Origin of the sequence: Microbacterium sp. CH-015 (genome assembly GCF_049707015.1) — a bacterium.
Taxonomy (GTDB): Bacteria; Actinomycetota; Actinomycetes; order Actinomycetales; family Microbacteriaceae; genus Microbacterium; species Microbacterium aurum.
In genome coordinates, this window is the sequence record NZ_JBNAFJ010000002.1 from 146,047 (window position 1) to 160,742 (window position 14,696).

The 14,696-nt window shown below is 68.8% G+C and carries 14 protein-coding genes; 3 read left to right on the forward strand and 11 right to left on the reverse strand.

Annotation, left to right across the window (positions count from 1 at the left end; translation table 11 throughout):
* Positions 1-34 precede the first annotated feature (34 nt).
* From ACPYN4_RS05505 to ACPYN4_RS05515, 3 genes are read right to left on the reverse strand one after another with little or no spacing between them, the layout of a single operon-like run.
* Positions 35-2,086: a PTS fructose transporter subunit IIABC gene (locus tag ACPYN4_RS05505; protein WP_424445816.1), complete on the reverse strand. Its 2,052-nt coding sequence runs from the start codon at positions 2,084-2,086 to the stop codon at positions 35-37.
* A gap of 45 nt (positions 2,087-2,131) precedes the next feature.
* Positions 2,132-3,076: a 1-phosphofructokinase family hexose kinase gene (locus ACPYN4_RS05510; protein ID WP_424445817.1), complete on the reverse strand. Its 945-nt coding sequence runs from the start codon at positions 3,074-3,076 to the stop codon at positions 2,132-2,134.
* A complete protein-coding gene (locus ACPYN4_RS05515; protein WP_239280653.1) occupies positions 3,073-3,855 on the reverse strand; it encodes a DeoR/GlpR family DNA-binding transcription regulator in 783 nt (260 codons plus the stop codon). Before ACPYN4_RS05515 ends, ACPYN4_RS05510 begins: the two co-directional genes overlap by 4 nt.
* Before the next feature lie 329 nt (positions 3,856-4,184).
* Here ACPYN4_RS05515 and ACPYN4_RS05520 point away from each other — a divergent pair, with 329 nt between their 5' ends.
* Positions 4,185-5,654 carry a hypothetical protein gene (locus tag ACPYN4_RS05520; protein ID WP_424445818.1) on the forward strand — a complete coding sequence of 490 codons (1,470 nt, stop codon included), beginning with the start codon at positions 4,185-4,187 and terminating at the stop codon, positions 5,652-5,654.
* Between the two features lie 63 nt (positions 5,655-5,717).
* Here the strand turns inward: ACPYN4_RS05520 and ACPYN4_RS05525 are convergent, their stop codons facing one another.
* Positions 5,718-6,491 carry a hypothetical protein gene (locus ACPYN4_RS05525; RefSeq protein WP_424445819.1) on the reverse strand — a complete coding sequence of 258 codons (774 nt, stop codon included), beginning with the start codon at positions 6,489-6,491 and terminating at the stop codon, positions 5,718-5,720.
* Between the two features lie 126 nt (positions 6,492-6,617).
* Here ACPYN4_RS05525 and ACPYN4_RS05530 point away from each other — a divergent pair, with 126 nt between their 5' ends.
* Entirely contained in the window at positions 6,618-8,663 is a 2,046-nt protein-coding gene (locus tag ACPYN4_RS05530; protein ID WP_424445820.1) for a DUF262 domain-containing protein, read from the forward strand.
* Between the two features lie 243 nt (positions 8,664-8,906).
* On the opposite strand, the gene ACPYN4_RS05535 is transcribed toward ACPYN4_RS05530, so the two are convergent.
* Entirely contained in the window at positions 8,907-9,548 is a 642-nt protein-coding gene (locus ACPYN4_RS05535) for a Fic family protein (protein WP_076690564.1), read from the reverse strand.
* Positions 9,548-9,703 carry a hypothetical protein gene (locus ACPYN4_RS05540; RefSeq protein WP_259607983.1) on the reverse strand — a complete coding sequence of 52 codons (156 nt, stop codon included), beginning with the start codon at positions 9,701-9,703 and terminating at the stop codon, positions 9,548-9,550. The genes ACPYN4_RS05535 and ACPYN4_RS05540 overlap by 1 nt, the downstream gene beginning before the upstream one ends.
* 187 nt (positions 9,704-9,890) lie before the next feature.
* Here ACPYN4_RS05540 and ACPYN4_RS05545 point away from each other — a divergent pair, with 187 nt between their 5' ends.
* Positions 9,891-11,303 (forward strand): plasmid pRiA4b ORF-3 family protein, encoded by a 1,413-nt coding sequence (locus ACPYN4_RS05545; RefSeq protein ID WP_424445821.1) that lies wholly within the window; start codon positions 9,891-9,893, stop codon positions 11,301-11,303.
* A gap of 45 nt (positions 11,304-11,348) precedes the next feature.
* Here ACPYN4_RS05545 and ACPYN4_RS05550 read toward each other — a convergent pair whose 3' ends face one another.
* The 5 genes from ACPYN4_RS05550 to ACPYN4_RS05570 all read right to left on the reverse strand — a co-directional run bounded on the left by ACPYN4_RS05550 (position 11,349) and on the right by ACPYN4_RS05570 (position 14,663).
* On the reverse strand, positions 11,349-12,308 hold the full coding sequence (locus ACPYN4_RS05550; RefSeq protein WP_424445822.1) for a nucleotidyl transferase AbiEii/AbiGii toxin family protein: 960 nt from the start codon (positions 12,306-12,308) through the stop codon (positions 11,349-11,351).
* Positions 12,305-12,895, reverse strand: coding sequence for a type IV toxin-antitoxin system AbiEi family antitoxin domain-containing protein (locus ACPYN4_RS05555; protein WP_141380544.1), 591 nt, complete (start codon positions 12,893-12,895; stop codon positions 12,305-12,307). The genes ACPYN4_RS05550 and ACPYN4_RS05555 overlap by 4 nt, the downstream gene beginning before the upstream one ends.
* A 92-nt stretch (positions 12,896-12,987) precedes the next feature.
* Positions 12,988-13,254: a hypothetical protein gene (locus ACPYN4_RS05560; protein ID WP_424445823.1), complete on the reverse strand. Its 267-nt coding sequence runs from the start codon at positions 13,252-13,254 to the stop codon at positions 12,988-12,990.
* Positions 13,255-13,494: 240 nt separating this feature from the next.
* A complete protein-coding gene (locus tag ACPYN4_RS05565) occupies positions 13,495-14,115 on the reverse strand; it encodes a hypothetical protein (RefSeq protein ID WP_424445824.1) in 621 nt (206 codons plus the stop codon).
* A complete protein-coding gene (locus ACPYN4_RS05570; RefSeq protein WP_424445825.1) occupies positions 14,112-14,663 on the reverse strand; it encodes a hypothetical protein in 552 nt (183 codons plus the stop codon). The genes ACPYN4_RS05565 and ACPYN4_RS05570 overlap by 4 nt, the downstream gene beginning before the upstream one ends.
* Between the last annotated feature and the right edge of the window lie 33 nt (positions 14,664-14,696).

The window sequence follows — 14,696 nt, forward strand, 5'->3', positions numbered from 1 at the left end:
TCCTGGTGAAAGACGAACGGTCGTTGCTTCGAGACTATGCGGTGAGGGCGGCTGCGGGAACCGTCTCATCGACGGGAGAAACCCCGCGGCGGTGCGCGAAGCGCTTGAGCGCGACGACCGAGAACGCCGAGACGACCGTTCCTGCGGCGATCGCGACGAGCCACAGCCAGAAGCTGTCGATCGCGAAGAACACGAACACGCCGCCGTGCGGAGCCTTCGCGGTCACCGCGAACGCCATCGACAGACCTCCGGTCACGGCGCCGCCGAGCATCGTCGCGGGGATGACGCGGAACACGTCGGCGGCTGCGAACGGAATCGCGCCCTCCGAGATGAACGCGGCACCGAGCAGCCACGCCGCCTTGCCGTTCTCGCGCTCGGGCTCGGTGAACAGGCCACGCGCGAGGACGGTGGATGCCAGCGCCATCGCGAGCGGCGGCACCATGCCGGCCGCCATGACCGCCGCCATAATCTGCAGGTAGCGGTCGTCGCCGGCGAGCCCCGCCGACAGACCCGCGGTCGCGAAGCCGTAGGCGACCTTGTTGATCGGGCCACCGAGGTCGAAGCACATCATGAGGCCGAGGATGACACCGAGGATCACGACCCCGGCGCCGGTGAGGCCGCCCAGCCAGTCGCTTAGCGCAGTCATGAGCCACGCGATCGGGCCGCCCAGGACGAGCAGCATCAGGCCGGAGGCGAAGATGGATGCCAACAGCGGAATGATCACGACCGGCATCAGGCCGCGCAGCCACCGCGCCACGTTCAGCTGATTCAGCCACCACGCGGCGAGACCGGCGAGCAGACCGCCGACGATGCCGCCGATGAAGCCCGCGCCCATGAGACCGGCGACGGCACCGGCGACGAAACCGGGGGCGATGCCGGGGCGATCGGCGATGCCGAACGCGATGTAGCCGGCGAGGGCGGGGATCAGGAAGCCCATCGACGTGCTTCCGATGATGAACGCGACCGAACCGAGGTATTGGCCGAGCGGGCCGAGCGGTGAGGTGATGTCGGTCGTGGGCAGGTTCCACAGGGCGTTATTCAGGACGACGTCGCCCGCGTTGTCGGTGACGTTGTAGCCGCCGAGCAGGAACCCGAGGGCGATCAGCAGACCACCGCCGGCGACGAACGGGATCATGTAGCTAACACCGGTCAGCAACGCCCGCTTGACGTTGCCGCCGAGCGAGGTCGGTGCCGCCTGTGAGGTCGAGGCCTCGCCCGCCGACGCGCTGACCCGCGCCGCCGCCGGGTTGCCCACGGCGGCGACCGCTTCGGCGATCAGGTGCGACGGCTCTTCGATGCCCTTCTTGACCGGGACCCGCACGACCGGCTTGCCGGCGAAGCGCTGCTCGCCGCGCACGTCGACGTCGACCGCGAAGATGACGGCGTCGGCGTCATCGATGACCTGCTGCGGCAGCGCCTTGTAGCCCGACGATCCCTGCGGCTCGACGGCGAGGTCGACGCCCGCTTTCTGACCGGCGGCGGTGAGGGCGTCGGCGGCCATGAAGGTGTGCGCGATCCCTGTCGCGCAGGCCGTGACCGCAACGATCCGGGCGGGGCGCCCGTCGACGGTGAGTCCGGCGGCGGGCGCCGGCGCACCCGCCGGGGCGGCTGCCGGCGATGCCGCGGATGCCGGAGCATCCGCCACCGCCTCCTGCACGAGCGCGACGACGTCCTCCGGAGTCGTGGCGCCGCGCAGCCCGGCGGTGAAGTCCTCGCGCATGAAGGCGCGCGCCAGGCGCGAGAGCACAGCGAGATGCTCCTCCGCGGCGGTATCGGGCGCCGCGATCAGGAAGACAAGATCGGCCGGGCCGTCCTCGGCCCCGAAGTCGACGCCGGGCTTGAGTCGGGCGAAGGCGAGCGTCGCCTCGGTCACGGCGCGGCTCTTGGCGTGCGGGATGGCGATGCCGCCGGGCAGGCCCGTCTCGTCGGTCTGCTCGCGCTTCCAGGCGTCGGCGGCGAGAGCGGCCGCGTCGGTCGCGCGACCGGTCGCCGCGACGCGCGCCGCGAGCGCGTCGATGACGGCTCGCTTGTCGGTGCCGATCGGCTCGTCGAGACTGACGAGTGCCGGCGTGATGATCTCAGACACAGTGACCTCCAGTGGTTCTGTCTCGGGTGGTTCGGTGGGAGGGCTTCAGGGGGCGAGGGCGCGGACCGGCACGTCGCCGGGCAGCAGGTCGGCGGGTGTGGGGGCCTGCGTGCCGGGCAGGGCGGCTGCGGCCGATCCGTACCGGATGCCGCTGCGCAGGCATTCCTCGGGCGATGCGCCTGCGGACTCTGCGAGCAGGAAGCCGGCGAGGGAGCTGTCACCGGCGCCCACGGTGCTGCGCACCCGAGTCGGCGGCGGGGTGCCGTGCCAGGCGCCGGATGCCGTGACGAGCACGGCACCGGCGGCACCCAGCGTGACGAAGGCCGCGCCGACCCGCGCCGGGACGAGGTCGGCCGCGGCGACGCGCACCGCGTCGGCAAGGTCGCGGCCGGCGTCGAGCGCGGTACCGGTCAGTTCGGCGAGCTCGTCGTCGTTCGGCTTGATCAGATCGGGGGCGCCGGCCGCCACGACGGCGTGGAGCGCCGCGCCCGAGGTGTCCACCGCGATCCGCGGCGGGTCGCCGGCCGCACGCACGGCGCGGATCACGTCGACGTAGAAGCCGTCCGCAACGCCGGGCGGCAGCGAACCGGCCAGCACCAGCCAGCGCGCGCCGCGCGCGGCCTGGACCGTCGCGGCCACGAGCGCCTCGGCATCCGCCTGCGTGCGCGTCACACCCGGCAGGTTCACCTTCGTCGTCACGCCTCCCCCATCGACGATCGTGAGGTTGGCGCGCGCTGCGCCGGGCAGCGGCACCGGCACGACCGGGACGGCGGCCGAGCGCAGCACGCCCGCGAACGGGTCATCCGCGTCGAGGGGCAGGACGGCGGCGCTGCGCATCCCGGCGCCGACGACGACACGCGTGACGTTGATGCCTTTCCCCCCGGGATCCTCTCGGACCGAGAGCGCCGACTGCACCTCGCCGACGCGCAGCGGCGTCGACAGTGTCACAGTGCGGTCGAGCGAAGGGTTGGCCGTGAGGGTGACGATCATGCGACCCACACCTCCACGTCGGCCGCCTCGAGGCGTTCGGCGAGCTCGCCGCCCGGTGCGGCGTCGGTCGCGAGGATGTCGAGATCGTCGAGACGGGCGAAGGAGATCAGTAGTTCGGCGTCGAACTTGTCGGCGTCAGCCAGCACGACCACGCGCCGCGCCGCCGAGATGATGGCACGCTTGACGGCGGCCTCGTCGGGATCGGGGGTGCTGAGACCGAACGTCGCGGACAATCCGTTGGTGCCGATGAAGGCGAGATCGGGACGGAGGCGCGAGATGGCGTCGACGGTCTGGGCGCCCACGGCGGCCGCCGTCAGGCCGCGCACGCGCCCGCCGATCGCCGTGAGGCCGATGCCCGGAGCACCCGCGAGCAGGTGCGCGATGGTCATCGAGTGGGTGACGACCTCGAGGGGACGGATGCCGGAGGAGCGCTGCACCAGCAGGTGCGCCAATGCGGCGGTCGTCGTTCCGGCGTCGATGTAGATCGACCCGCCGTCGTCGGCGCCGACCGCGTCGAGAGCGCGGGCGGCGATGGCGAGCTTGACGTCGCCACGCTGCTGCGTGCGCTCGGCCAGCGACGTCTCCGCGGTGCTGACCTTCGTTCGGGCCACCGCACCACCGTGCACACGGCGGATGTGACCGCCTGCTTCGAGGTGGTCGAGGTCCCGACGGACGGTTTCGGTGGTCACGCCGAAGCGTCGGGCGAGGTCGACGACGACGACACGACCCTCGGTCGCCACCAGGTGCTCGATCAGCTGCTGCCGCTCCGTCGCGTACATGTTTCCTCCTCGAATACACACACGGTACAACACAAACAAAGACTAAACAAGACTCGGCCGCCGTCACGGCTCCGGGGCTGACCGTTTTGTGGAGCATCTACAAGAGACTCAGCGTCACGCCGGATGAGACTTGGTGTCACCCGGAATCTCCGCCGGTCTTTCCCCCGACGACGGACGCGCGCTGTTACGGTCATCACGCTCTGACGACACACCGACGGCGGCCGCCGGCCGCGCGAGGCGAGGATCCCCCGATGATCCGTCGTCGCCCGGTTCGCCGGGAGCACCCACCACGCCTGCAACGACGCAGGCGCGAGAGACCGGAGTCCTCAATGACGAGAACCGCGACGCACACCCACGGCTGGGGAATGCGCATCACCGCCATCGTGCTCGGCGTCCTGCTGGCCGCGATGACGACCATGTATCTGCTGACGGCGGCGAAACTGTCCGACGGTGCCGCGCAGGTGGATGCCGGCGCAGCCCAGGCCTCAGACGGATCGCAGGACCTCGCCGACGGCGCGGTCTCGCTCGCCGACGCCGCGGCGGACCTGTCGGCCGGTGCGGAGAAACTGGATGCCGGGGCCACTTCCGCCGCGACAGGTGCGACGACCCTGTCCGACGGCGCCACGAACGCCGCCACGGGCGCGCAGGCGCTGTCCGCCGGGGCCGGCACGCTCGCCGCCGGGGCAGCGGCCGCATCGACCGGCGCGGCGAAGGTCCGTGACGGCGCGGCATCTGCGGCGGCCGGCGCGGCGCGCCTGTCGGCCGGCGCCGCCGCTGCCGCAGGCGGGGCGCGTGATCTCGCGGCCGGCGCGACGACGGCAGCCGAGGGCGGGGCTGCCCTGGCCACCGGCGCGGCGACACTCGCACAGGGCGTCGTCGGGGCCGACCAGTACTCGCGCGCGGTCCTGGCCGCACTGAGCGAGAAGATCACCCCGCAGGTCGGCGCGCTCGCCCAGGCGTCGACGCAGGTGAGCGGCAACGCCGACAGCGCGACGTTGCACCTGGCAACTCTCGCCGCGCTCCTCGCGGCCGCCGAGGCCGATCCCGCATCGGCGGACTGGGCGACGATCTCGGCGCTGACGACGGGACTCCAGCAGGAGGTCGGGGCGATGTCCGCGCACGCCAAGGCCGCACCCGGCCTCGCCGCCGGAGTCTTGGCCGCGCAGGGCGGCGTCAGCAACATCATCAACGGTGACGCCGCGCACCACTGGCCGGGCACCGTCGCCCTCGCGAACCAGGACAAGGGCGCGCCCTTCCTGGCCGCGAAGGCGCAGGAGCTCTCGGCGGGACTGGTCGCCCTGAAGGACGGCGCCGCCCGCCTTGCGGCCGGCACCGGTGAGCTCTCGGCAGGCGCGGGTGCGCTCGCGGGCGGCACCCAGACGCTGTCGACGGGGGCGCTTGCACTGAGCTCGGGCGCACAGAACCTGGCCACCGGGGCGGGCAACCTGTCGGCGGGGGCGACGTCGCTCGCCGACGGCACGCAGCGCCTCTCCCAGGGCGCGGGTTCGCTCGCCACCGGATTGAACGACCTCTCGGCGGGCGCGACCACGCTCTTCGACGGCTCGGTGAAGCTCGCCGAGGGATCGGGCGCGCTCTCTGCCGGGGCCACGAGTCTCGCCGACGGGAACGCCCGGATCGCCGACGGCACCGGTCAGCTCGCGACCGGCACGTCGGGACTTGCGCCGACGCTGCTGCCGTGGCTGTTCGGCGTGGCGATCGCCGGCCTGATCGCGATCGCCGCGTGGGTGGCGCACCGCCTCGTCCACCGCACCCGGGAGCGTGAGCTGGCGCTCGCGTAAGCGACTCACACACAGAAGAGGGTCCCCGCCGCGATGGCGGGGACCCTCACGTGTACCGGAGGCTTACGCCTCGCTCATCACGTTCACTTCCTGCTGGCCGCGGGCGGCGAGGGCTGCCGCACGCGCGGCGATGCGGCGCTCCTGCTCGATCTGGCCGGCATCCAGGGTCTCCTGGTCGACGGGGTAGCTCTCGACCTTGTTCACGCCGTTGTACTTGGCGATGTAGGCGTCGAGCTCGGGGCCCGACTCCCACGACGTGATGAGGCAGTAGCGCGGCTCGGTGCCGTAGTGGGCGGCGGCGTGCCACAGGCGCTGCGTGTCCACGATGAGCTGAGCGCCGGCGGGCAGCGCGATCCGTGTCTCCTGGCTCGGGTCGGTCCGGTTCTCGCGCAGGACGAAGTAGCTCGTCTTGTCGTCGGTGAGGTTGAAGAACCCGCGGACGACCCAGCCGGTGCCGTCGGGGTTCAGGCGGTTGTTGTCGTCCTGGTGGAGGTTGTAGAGGCAGTCCGCGTAGGTGTTCGGCTGCAGCTCGATGATGCGGCAGCGACCGACGTTGGCGCCCGGCTCCTTCGCGCGCTCGGTGAGCGTCGGCGCGATCGCGGTCTGCGAGTCGATCCAGACGCCGCCCTTGTCGGTGCGGGGCGGCTTGTGGTTCCAGAAGCCGTTGCACTCGATCTCACCCTTGGCCGACGCCAGCGGTGCGAAGCGGGTGTCGCCGGAGCTCTTCCAGTCGACGTACTCGACGTCGAGCCATTCCTTGGGATCGATCTCCTTGCCGTACGGATCGAGGACGACGTAGCCGGTCTCCTCGAGTGCGGCGCTCTTGATGTATGCCATGACGGATCATGCCCTTTCTGTCGGACAAGCGAAGTTTTTACAGGCCCGACTTAGGCAAGCCTACCTAGCCGCGGCGGGTGCGACAGTAGACTCGATCGGGGTTTCCGAGGAGTGATTCGCACCAAAATGAGCAACGCCACGACCGTCCCCGCCGCCAACGTCGCGGCCGTCGCCGTCAACACGATCGGGTGGCTCTCGGCATCCGACACCACCATCGTCGTCCCGGTGTATCAGCGCCAGTACCGGTGGGACATCGGCGGCTGCGAGCAGCTTCTGGGCGACATCCGCGCCGTCGCCGGCGCCGATTCGGCGGACACGCACTTCATCGGCTCCATCCTGTCCACGGCGGGTGGGGAGGATGCCGAGGACGCGCACCTCGTGCTGATCGACGGTCAGCAGCGGATCACGACCCTGATGCTCCTGATCGCGGCGCTGCACCACACTCTGCGCGATGACGACCCGCGGCTCGCCGCGGAGCTGGAGCGGGTGCTCGTGCGCACCGACGACCCGACACGCACGAAGCTGCGCCCGCACCGCGCCTGGGCCGACGTGTTCGAGAGCGTCGTCCTCGACCGACGCGCCGAGGGCGAAGAGGAGCGGGTGTCGCGGTTCGACGACAACTACGCCTTCTTCCGCAGCCAGATCCGCCCCGATGAGGCGGCCGCCATCTGGCGGGGTCTGCAGAAGCTCGAGCACGTGTCGATCACGCTCGGCGCCGAGGCCAACGCGCAGCAGATCTTCGAGAGCCTCAACTCCACCGGCGAGCCGCTGCGCGATCACGAACTGATCCACAACTACGTCCTCATGGGTCTCACGCACGCCGAGCAGACCGAGATCGAGCGCGACTACTGGCTGCCGATCGAGCACGCCACCGGGGAACAGATCGGCTCGTTCTGGCGGCATTACCTCGTGATGCTGACGGGGCGGGAGGTCTCGGTCACCGGTGGCCGCGGCGTCTACGACGCTTTCCGGCACGAGTTCCCGCGCCTCGACGTCGCGACGCTCCGTCAGCGCGCGGCGCAGTGGCGCGAGTTCGCCGAGATCTACCGGCTGCTGCTGGAGCCGGCCGAGTCGCCCGATGCCGCGGTCGGCGCACAGTTCGCGTCCCTCGGCACCTTCGGCCGGGGCGTCTACCCGCTCGTGCTCCGGCTGTACCGCGACCACATCCACGGCGAGCTCGCGCACGACGAGCTCATCGCGAGTCTCGAGCAGCTGCAATCGCTGTTGCTGCGGCGCACGATCGTCGGCGTCACCACCGATCGCCTCGTAGCCCGGCTGTGTCGCGCGGCGCAGCTCGGCCGCGACGAGCTCGTGCACGCGATCGCGCGCATCACGCCGTCCGACGAGCGCACGCGGGTGGGCCTGAAATACAGCGCGCTCCCCCACGCGCGCTACGTGCTCGGCCGGATGTCGGGCGTCGGCGCGGAGGCGGGGTGGGACCTCGAGCACATCGCGCCGACGGCTCCCGGCGACGACTGGTCGCCCGACGGCATCCGTCGCTGGGCGGAGCTCTCCGACGACGAGCAGAACAGCTTCCGCGCGCTCGCGCCGACCCTCGGCAACCTCGCGCTCCTGGAGGAGTCGCTGTTCGAGCGCGCGTTCGATGCTGCCTACCCGGCAAAGCGCGCCGTCTACGGCGACAGTGCGCTGGCGTTGACGCGCGAAGTGGCGGATGCCGAGGTGTGGAGCACCGCGGCGATCGCCCGTCGCACCGAGCAGCTGACCGAGCGCTTCCTGCAGGTGTGGCGCCGCCCCGCGGTGGTCAGCATCGACGACGACAACCTCACGCCGATCCTCGACGCGAAGCAGCGCCGTGGCTGGCCTCGCGGGTGGGAGCGGGAGTTCGACTACGTCGAGTTCCGGGGCGAGCACTGGGAAGTGAAGGACATCCGGTATCTGTTCCACCGGATCTTCCAGCGCCTGTGGGCGGAGTCCCCCGCGTCGCGGCAGAGCGTCATGGATTTCAGCGCGCGCCGCGGCGGCCCGGTGTATCCCGCGATGGCATGGAACGGGCAGTGGGACCGCCTGTCCGCCGACGAGGACAGCCCGTTCCTCTACATGGGCTGGGACTCGCGCTACATGCTCTCGGCCGTCCAGGGCGTTCTCGAGGAGGCCGGCTGGGCGAGCGAGGTGTTCGTCAAGTACTCCTACATCGGCGACGCGATGCGCTGACGCATCACCGCGCCAACGACAAAACCCCCGGTTCTCCGGGGGTTTGCGTCTTGCTGGGGTACCTGGACTCGAACCAAGAACAACTGAGAGCCGCTTGGCCTGTCCGAGCGAAGCCCCGAATCGGTGGAGTTCCCCGTAATTTCAGGGATCTCATGGGGTTGACTCTACCGCGGGCTACCGACAGCTACGCAGTGATTCGTGCTGATTCGCGCCTCTCGGGAGGGTTTCTGGTCACCAATCTGGTCACCGGTTCTCGACGTCATCGAGCCGCTGGACGGGCACGAATGCGGCGAGCGGTTGGGGATCTCTGGTGAGGTCGTACTGACGCAGCAAGGCGATGTATCGGCGCTTGTCGATGTCCCAGTCGTACGTCTCTGCGATCGCCTCCGCGTCTTGCGCAGCGAGGAACACCAGGTCGGCGAGCAGGCGCGTCGTTCGCCCGTTCCCATCGACGAAGCCGTGGATGCGGACGGTCTCGGCATGCACGGCGATGCCGAGTTCGCGCGCGGTCCAGTCGTCGGTGTGCTCCCACCGGTACCGGATGTTGTCGAGCGATCCGCGGAGCTCGACGGCGATGTGCTCGGGTTCGACGCCGATGTTGAGATCACGCCTTCGGTACCGACCTGCCCACGTCCACAGGTCTCCGTAGAGCTTCTGATGGAGGTCACGGAGGAACGCGTCCGTGAGGATATCGGCGAGCACGAGTCGCCCGTCGGCGATGTCGTCGAGCAACGCGATGCTGACCTCATCGTTGATCGCCTGCTCGGCCTCGTAGAGGTCGATCTTCTTCGGCTCATCGCCGAAGATCTCACGAGCCTGTGGGGTGAGGGCGTCTGCTTCTTCCGGGCCCAACGGCGTTTCGCCGTAGCCGGGCTCAACACCCATCAAACGCGCTGCTTGCGCGCGGCGAGGAAGCGCTCGACCCGTTCAGAGCGAGTGACACCGACCGGCACCGACCTGTTCTCCAACGCAGCCGACGCCCGCGTCGAACGCAGAGCGGCACGATGAAGCGCCTCACGAGTGACGTCCTTGCGCTTCATATGCTCACCTCCGGGAGAACAAGATCGACTTCATTCTATCGTGCCGACTCCCATCTGGTGGGGCACGGTGCACGCCCCGCCCCCAGGCACTTCTCTGACGAGCAGTGGGGCGGAAGCCGACGTACTCCGCGAGAATTGTTCACGATGGCGCGTCCCGACGTGATGTGCCCGTGACGGGAGAAGGAAGATGGCATCCGAGAAGTTCGAGGCACCGGATCTTCAGAAGTTCATCGCCTCGCTGCGGTCCGACGCTGATGACCTGGACGACCTCTGGCGGCGTCCCGAACCACAGCTTCTCCCTGTCCCCTCGGCGGTGCGGGGTTTCCGCATCCGCATCGATCTGCAGCGCACGAAGCCGCCGGTGTGGCGACGTGTCGAGGTGCCTGGCGATATCCTCCTCCCGCGGTTGCACGAGGTGATCCAGGCGGCGATGGGATGGGCCGACAGCCACCTGCACCGCTTCCGCACGAGCAATGACCGCAACGCTCCCGAGTTCCTCACGCAGTTCGACCTTGACGAGGGCGGAGAGGGGGTGCTCGAAGACGACGTACGTCTCGATCAGGTCATCGCCGACGAGGGTGATCGGCTCTGGTACGACTACGACTTCGGCGACGACTGGAAGCACCTCCTGCGCGTCGAGAAGGTGCTCGACACCCCTCGTCCGGCGCCGGTGTGCGTCGGTGGGAAGCTTGCCTGTCCGCCAGAGGACTGCGGCGGCGTCTGGGGCTACACCGAGCTCGCCGATTGGGTGCGCAGCGACTACGACGACGCGCTCCGCCCCGAGGTGTTCGACAGCACGGAGGAAGGACGCGCCTGGCTGCCCGACGGCTGGCATCCCGATGCCTTCGACATCGATGGGACGAACGAGCTGATCGCCGCGGTCACCGCGGAGCCGATCCCGGTCGTCGAGGAACTCGAGTCGCTGCTCGAACTCGCACGCAACCGCGGCGCGCGCGGCCTGCGCGACGCGCTCGCGCATCCATCCGCTTCCGGTGCCACTGATGTCAGCACCGACGAGGCTGCCGATCTCACCGAGCCGTTCCGTGTCCTCCTCGAGGTCGTCGGAGATGGCGTGGCGCTCACCAGCGCCGGGTATCTGAAGCCCGCCGCCGTCGAGCAGATCGCACACCGCACGGGCATCACCGAATGGTGGATCGGCAAGGCCAACCGCGAGGACCTCACCTGGCCCATCTGGGAACTCCGCGCCACGGCGCGAGCACTGGGACTCGTGTCGGTGCGCAAGGGACGCATCGCTCCGACTCAGGCCATCGCCAAACGCCGAGACGACCCGCAGGCGATCCTGCGACACATCACCGGCCGGTTCCCGCTCGGAACAACCCCCGCAGAGCGGCACGCCGGATGGATGGCGCTCGCCGTCGTCGCCAACGAGACACCCGCGGAACTGTGGGAAGCGAGCATCAGCGAGCTCCTCTTCGACCTCGGCTGGCGCGACCGTGAGGACCCCTACCGTGCTCCCTCCCCCGACAGCCTCACGCTCGATACACTCAACCTGCTCGCGGGCACGATCCGCGCGAGCTGGAGGCCCAAGGGCGTGAACGCCGCCGTCGCAGCCATCGCCCGGGGCGTCATACGGGCTTGACCGTGTGGTCACCGGATCGGCTGCGGCTGAGCCCGACGAAAGCCGTCACAGGTCGGTCGTACCTGTAGTGGATTCTGTCGGCTCGGACGGCGTGACGGGTGCCGTGCGCCAGCTCCGTTCGGCGGGGCTCCAGATGGCTTTGCCGTCGAGCGCGTCCAGCACCGGGTCGACGAAGACAGCAGCGGCAGCAACGGCGTCGGAGAACCGCTCGGGCAGATTCGCGCCCGCCTCGCCAAGCCCCTTCCGGTAAGCGACATAGGTCGAGTTGCGCAGCACTGCGAGCCCCTCGGCGGCTTGCGCCAGAGGGATCAACGTGGTCCCGCGGAACCCTGCGGTGGCCGTGAGCGCTTCGCGCAGTGCTCCGCACTGAAGAGCCTGTGTGCCGGTCAAGAGGTGGATGTCCGCGAAGTCACGCACGCGCGTGTTCGCTCGTCCCAGTTCGATCGCGGTGACGAGTTTCTCTGCGAGTACCGTCTCGATCGGGTAGCCCAGGATGCAGATCGGCGGAGCGTCCGGCCGCAGCGATGGCAGCTCAACTGTTCGCGGGGCCGGAGTGACGGGGTCGCCGAAGTTGATGTCGAGCCGCAGCTTGACCTGCGCTGTTGCGAGCTGTGCCGTCATCGTCACCCGCACGCCGGAATACAGCGCGTCGTCACGAATCACCGCAGTGGTGACTGTGTCGGACAGGAACTCCACGCCGTCGTCTGGGTCTTCGATCGCGGCGATCTCGGCCACACGACGGGCCACGGTCTCTTGATCAGAGGCCATATTACGAGCGAGGGCGTCAGCGTCGACCGTGGGACGGCGGGTGCCGAACGAAGCCAGCAACATCCCGCCCTTCAGGATGAAGTCCTCGGCGTACGGTGAGCGCGACATCCGCGACAGCCATCGCTCGACGATGTACATCGTGAGCAGTTCCTGCGTGCCGCGCTTCTGGCGGCGAGCCTGGTTCTGCAGGTCGAGGTATGCGCGCCCTGCGGCGCTCTCTCGCGTGGGGCGACTCATCGGGCACTCGCAACATCGAGCGCAGCACGCATCGGCCCAAACGTCCCCAGCGCCTCCGCGTACTCCAACAGCAATGCCGGTTTCGAATTCGGCGCTGCCAGGTATCGGTAAAGCGCGGCGTGCGCGATCGGCTCGCCAAGGCGCTTCCGAAATCTCATGAGATCCACCACCGTCCTCGCCGCATCGTAGATGCGCACTGGCTCTCCCGGCCCCGCCTCGAACGACGTCAGCCCCAGTTCGAAAGAGGCCTCGTCGAAGCGGAACACCATCACCGGAGGATAGGTGATTACCGGCGTATGCGACCGCTTGGGAACCGCGATCTGCACCAACGCCGGCATCTCGTCCGTCAGGTCATGGATCGCTGCCGCCGAGATACAGCACACGATCGCGCGAGGAGCGCGGTGCGCCACTGCGATCATGTCGGGGTACGACGCCGGGGGCGCGTCTGCTCGACGGAAGACCCCGCGCGAGAGTTCGATGACCTGCCCGCCATCTCGCCAGGCATACAGATCTCGCGGATGCACACCGTGCGCCCGCGAGGTCTCCGTCGTGAACGTCGACGGGAGCGACTCATCCAACTCCTTCACGGATACAATCCTTGCACAGACCACTCAACTATGTAGGGTTTTTATCCATCTCGGGTCACGCGTTCTTCTCGTTCTGGTCAACGGCTCCCGAGTCAACCCCCTCGAGTGTCGATGTCCTGCGCTCCGATCAGCTCGCGTCGCAGCACTTGAACGACGAAGGCTTGCCACCGATCGGGCGGCATCCGATCCCGCATGTCCTCCGTCGCCCGCCGAACGGTCGTCGCCGGGACACCCTCGTAGCGAGTGAAATCCTCGTCGGGCAGGGTCAGGACGGTTCCCCAGTTCCGTCCACTCCGGCGGCGTGTGCCCACACGCACCTTCGGCGGGTTGAACTGTCCGAGCCAGGGCAGTTCGAGCATAGACTCACGGTGCAGGAAAGCCCTTCTCAGCAAGTGCCACGGCAATCGCCGGCTCGGCGAACGAGGTCGGACGATCACGACGCCGTTGCGGGGGCAACCTCCACAGATCCTGCCGGCACCCGCTATGGCTTCTCGTCGTCAGTATGGCACCACAATCAGTGCGCTATTGCCCCTCCGTCTGAAACCAGATCCCTCGGAAGCACGGTGACCCACGAGTGGGATGCAATCCCACGCCGAGCCTCAGACCAGATCGAGCTCGCTGTAGAGGTGCTCGCCGGGAAAGATGTCGCGACTGCTCAGCGCCGCCAACTCTCTATAGATCGCCTCGTGCTTGACCGTCTTCTGGACCTTGACCAGGTGCCGCGCCACTTCAACGAAACTGCTACTCGTCACGCCGTGCTTGGCGGCCAGGAAGTGGGCGTCGGCATCGTTCGCGATCACCTCAGCAGTGGTGCTCTTCGCCCAGAAGACCGACTCCGCCTCACCGTCGTTCTTCAATGGATGCAAGCTGGTGCCCGGCGGGAGCGTGGCCAAAGCACGAGTTTGCAGCTCCGTCTTCATCGCCCCCAAGAGAACGGGCTCGGGAGTCGGGACTACCTCGGCAGCCGCGATCAGCTGCTTGTAGCGTCCTTGCACTACGCGTGCTGCCTGCTTCACCCCACGCTTTCGGTGCGGACCCACCGGGGGCAAGACCAGGTTCGCGTTGTGTGCAACCTCCGCGACGACGGCACCAACGACCTTCGACCGCGGCAGGAAGTGCACGTCGAAAAGATCGGCGAGAACTTGCGACCCACCGAGGCAGAAGAGTGGGCCGGAGTCGAGGTAGTGGTCACCAATCTGAGCGCGCTGCGGTGCGGTCATTGCGACGCCCATCTCAGGTCCAGGACCGAGTTCACAACGTCTCCGACGTCGACACCCTCCCGTACGAGCCGCTGCAGCTCCCTGAGAACTTGCTTCGGTTTGACATCTTGTTGGCAGCTCACCAGCCGCCGCGCGATATCGGCGAAGGACTCGTGCGCGACGAAACGAGCAGCTGCGACGTGGCGCGCGCCGTCGTCGTTCGATACGAATCGGAGCGAGCGCACCGCGGCCTCGTGAATGGAGTACGTTTCCCCAGCATGCTCATTCGCGCGCACTGTCCGCCCAGGACGCTTCCTAGCCGCATGATCTTCGAGATCCTGGCGAATCGCCGAGATCGTCGCCGGCTCGGGCACGGGCGTCGGGATTGCGGTGGAAAGCAACGTCTTGCCGTACCTGGCCACGGCACCTGCGCCAGCACGCTTCACACCGCCGATCCGGTGAGGATCGCCCGGGGCCACGTGGGCAGACGACCAACCACGAACTTCGTCGGCAACCACGGCGACAACTGCGCCTTGACCGGCGAGGTGGACGTCATACAACTCGGCCATCACCTCTGACCCACCGAGACAAAGCACGGGACC

Bases quoted from the DNA above. Each gene is read 5' to 3' on its own strand.
- ACPYN4_RS05545 (WP_424445821.1), top strand. From the start codon at position 9,891: ATGGCATCCGAGAAGTTCGAGGCACCGGATCTTCAGAAGTTCATCGCC.
- ACPYN4_RS05535 (WP_076690564.1), bottom strand. From the start codon at position 9,548: ATGGGTGTTGAGCCCGGCTACGGCGAAACGCCGTTGGGCCCGGAAGAA.
- ACPYN4_RS05525 (WP_424445819.1), bottom strand. From the start codon at position 6,491: ATGGCATACATCAAGAGCGCCGCACTCGAGGAGACCGGCTACGTCGTC.
- ACPYN4_RS05530 (WP_424445820.1), top strand. From the start codon at position 6,618: ATGAGCAACGCCACGACCGTCCCCGCCGCCAACGTCGCGGCCGTCGCC.
- ACPYN4_RS05515 (WP_239280653.1), bottom strand. From the start codon at position 3,855: ATGTACGCGACGGAGCGGCAGCAGCTGATCGAGCACCTGGTGGCGACC.
- ACPYN4_RS05565 (WP_424445824.1), bottom strand. From the start codon at position 14,115: ATGACCGCACCGCAGCGCGCTCAGATTGGTGACCACTACCTCGACTCC.
- ACPYN4_RS05560 (WP_424445823.1), bottom strand. From the start codon at position 13,254: ATGCTCGAACTGCCCTGGCTCGGACAGTTCAACCCGCCGAAGGTGCGT.
- ACPYN4_RS05520 (WP_424445818.1), top strand. From the start codon at position 4,185: ATGACGAGAACCGCGACGCACACCCACGGCTGGGGAATGCGCATCACC.
- ACPYN4_RS05510 (WP_424445817.1), bottom strand. From the start codon at position 3,076: ATGATCGTCACCCTCACGGCCAACCCTTCGCTCGACCGCACTGTGACA.
- ACPYN4_RS05550 (WP_424445822.1), bottom strand. From the start codon at position 12,308: ATGAGTCGCCCCACGCGAGAGAGCGCCGCAGGGCGCGCATACCTCGAC.
- ACPYN4_RS05570 (WP_424445825.1), bottom strand. From the start codon at position 14,663: ATGGCCGAGTTGTATGACGTCCACCTCGCCGGTCAAGGCGCAGTTGTC.
- ACPYN4_RS05540 (WP_259607983.1), bottom strand. From the start codon at position 9,703: ATGAAGCGCAAGGACGTCACTCGTGAGGCGCTTCATCGTGCCGCTCTG.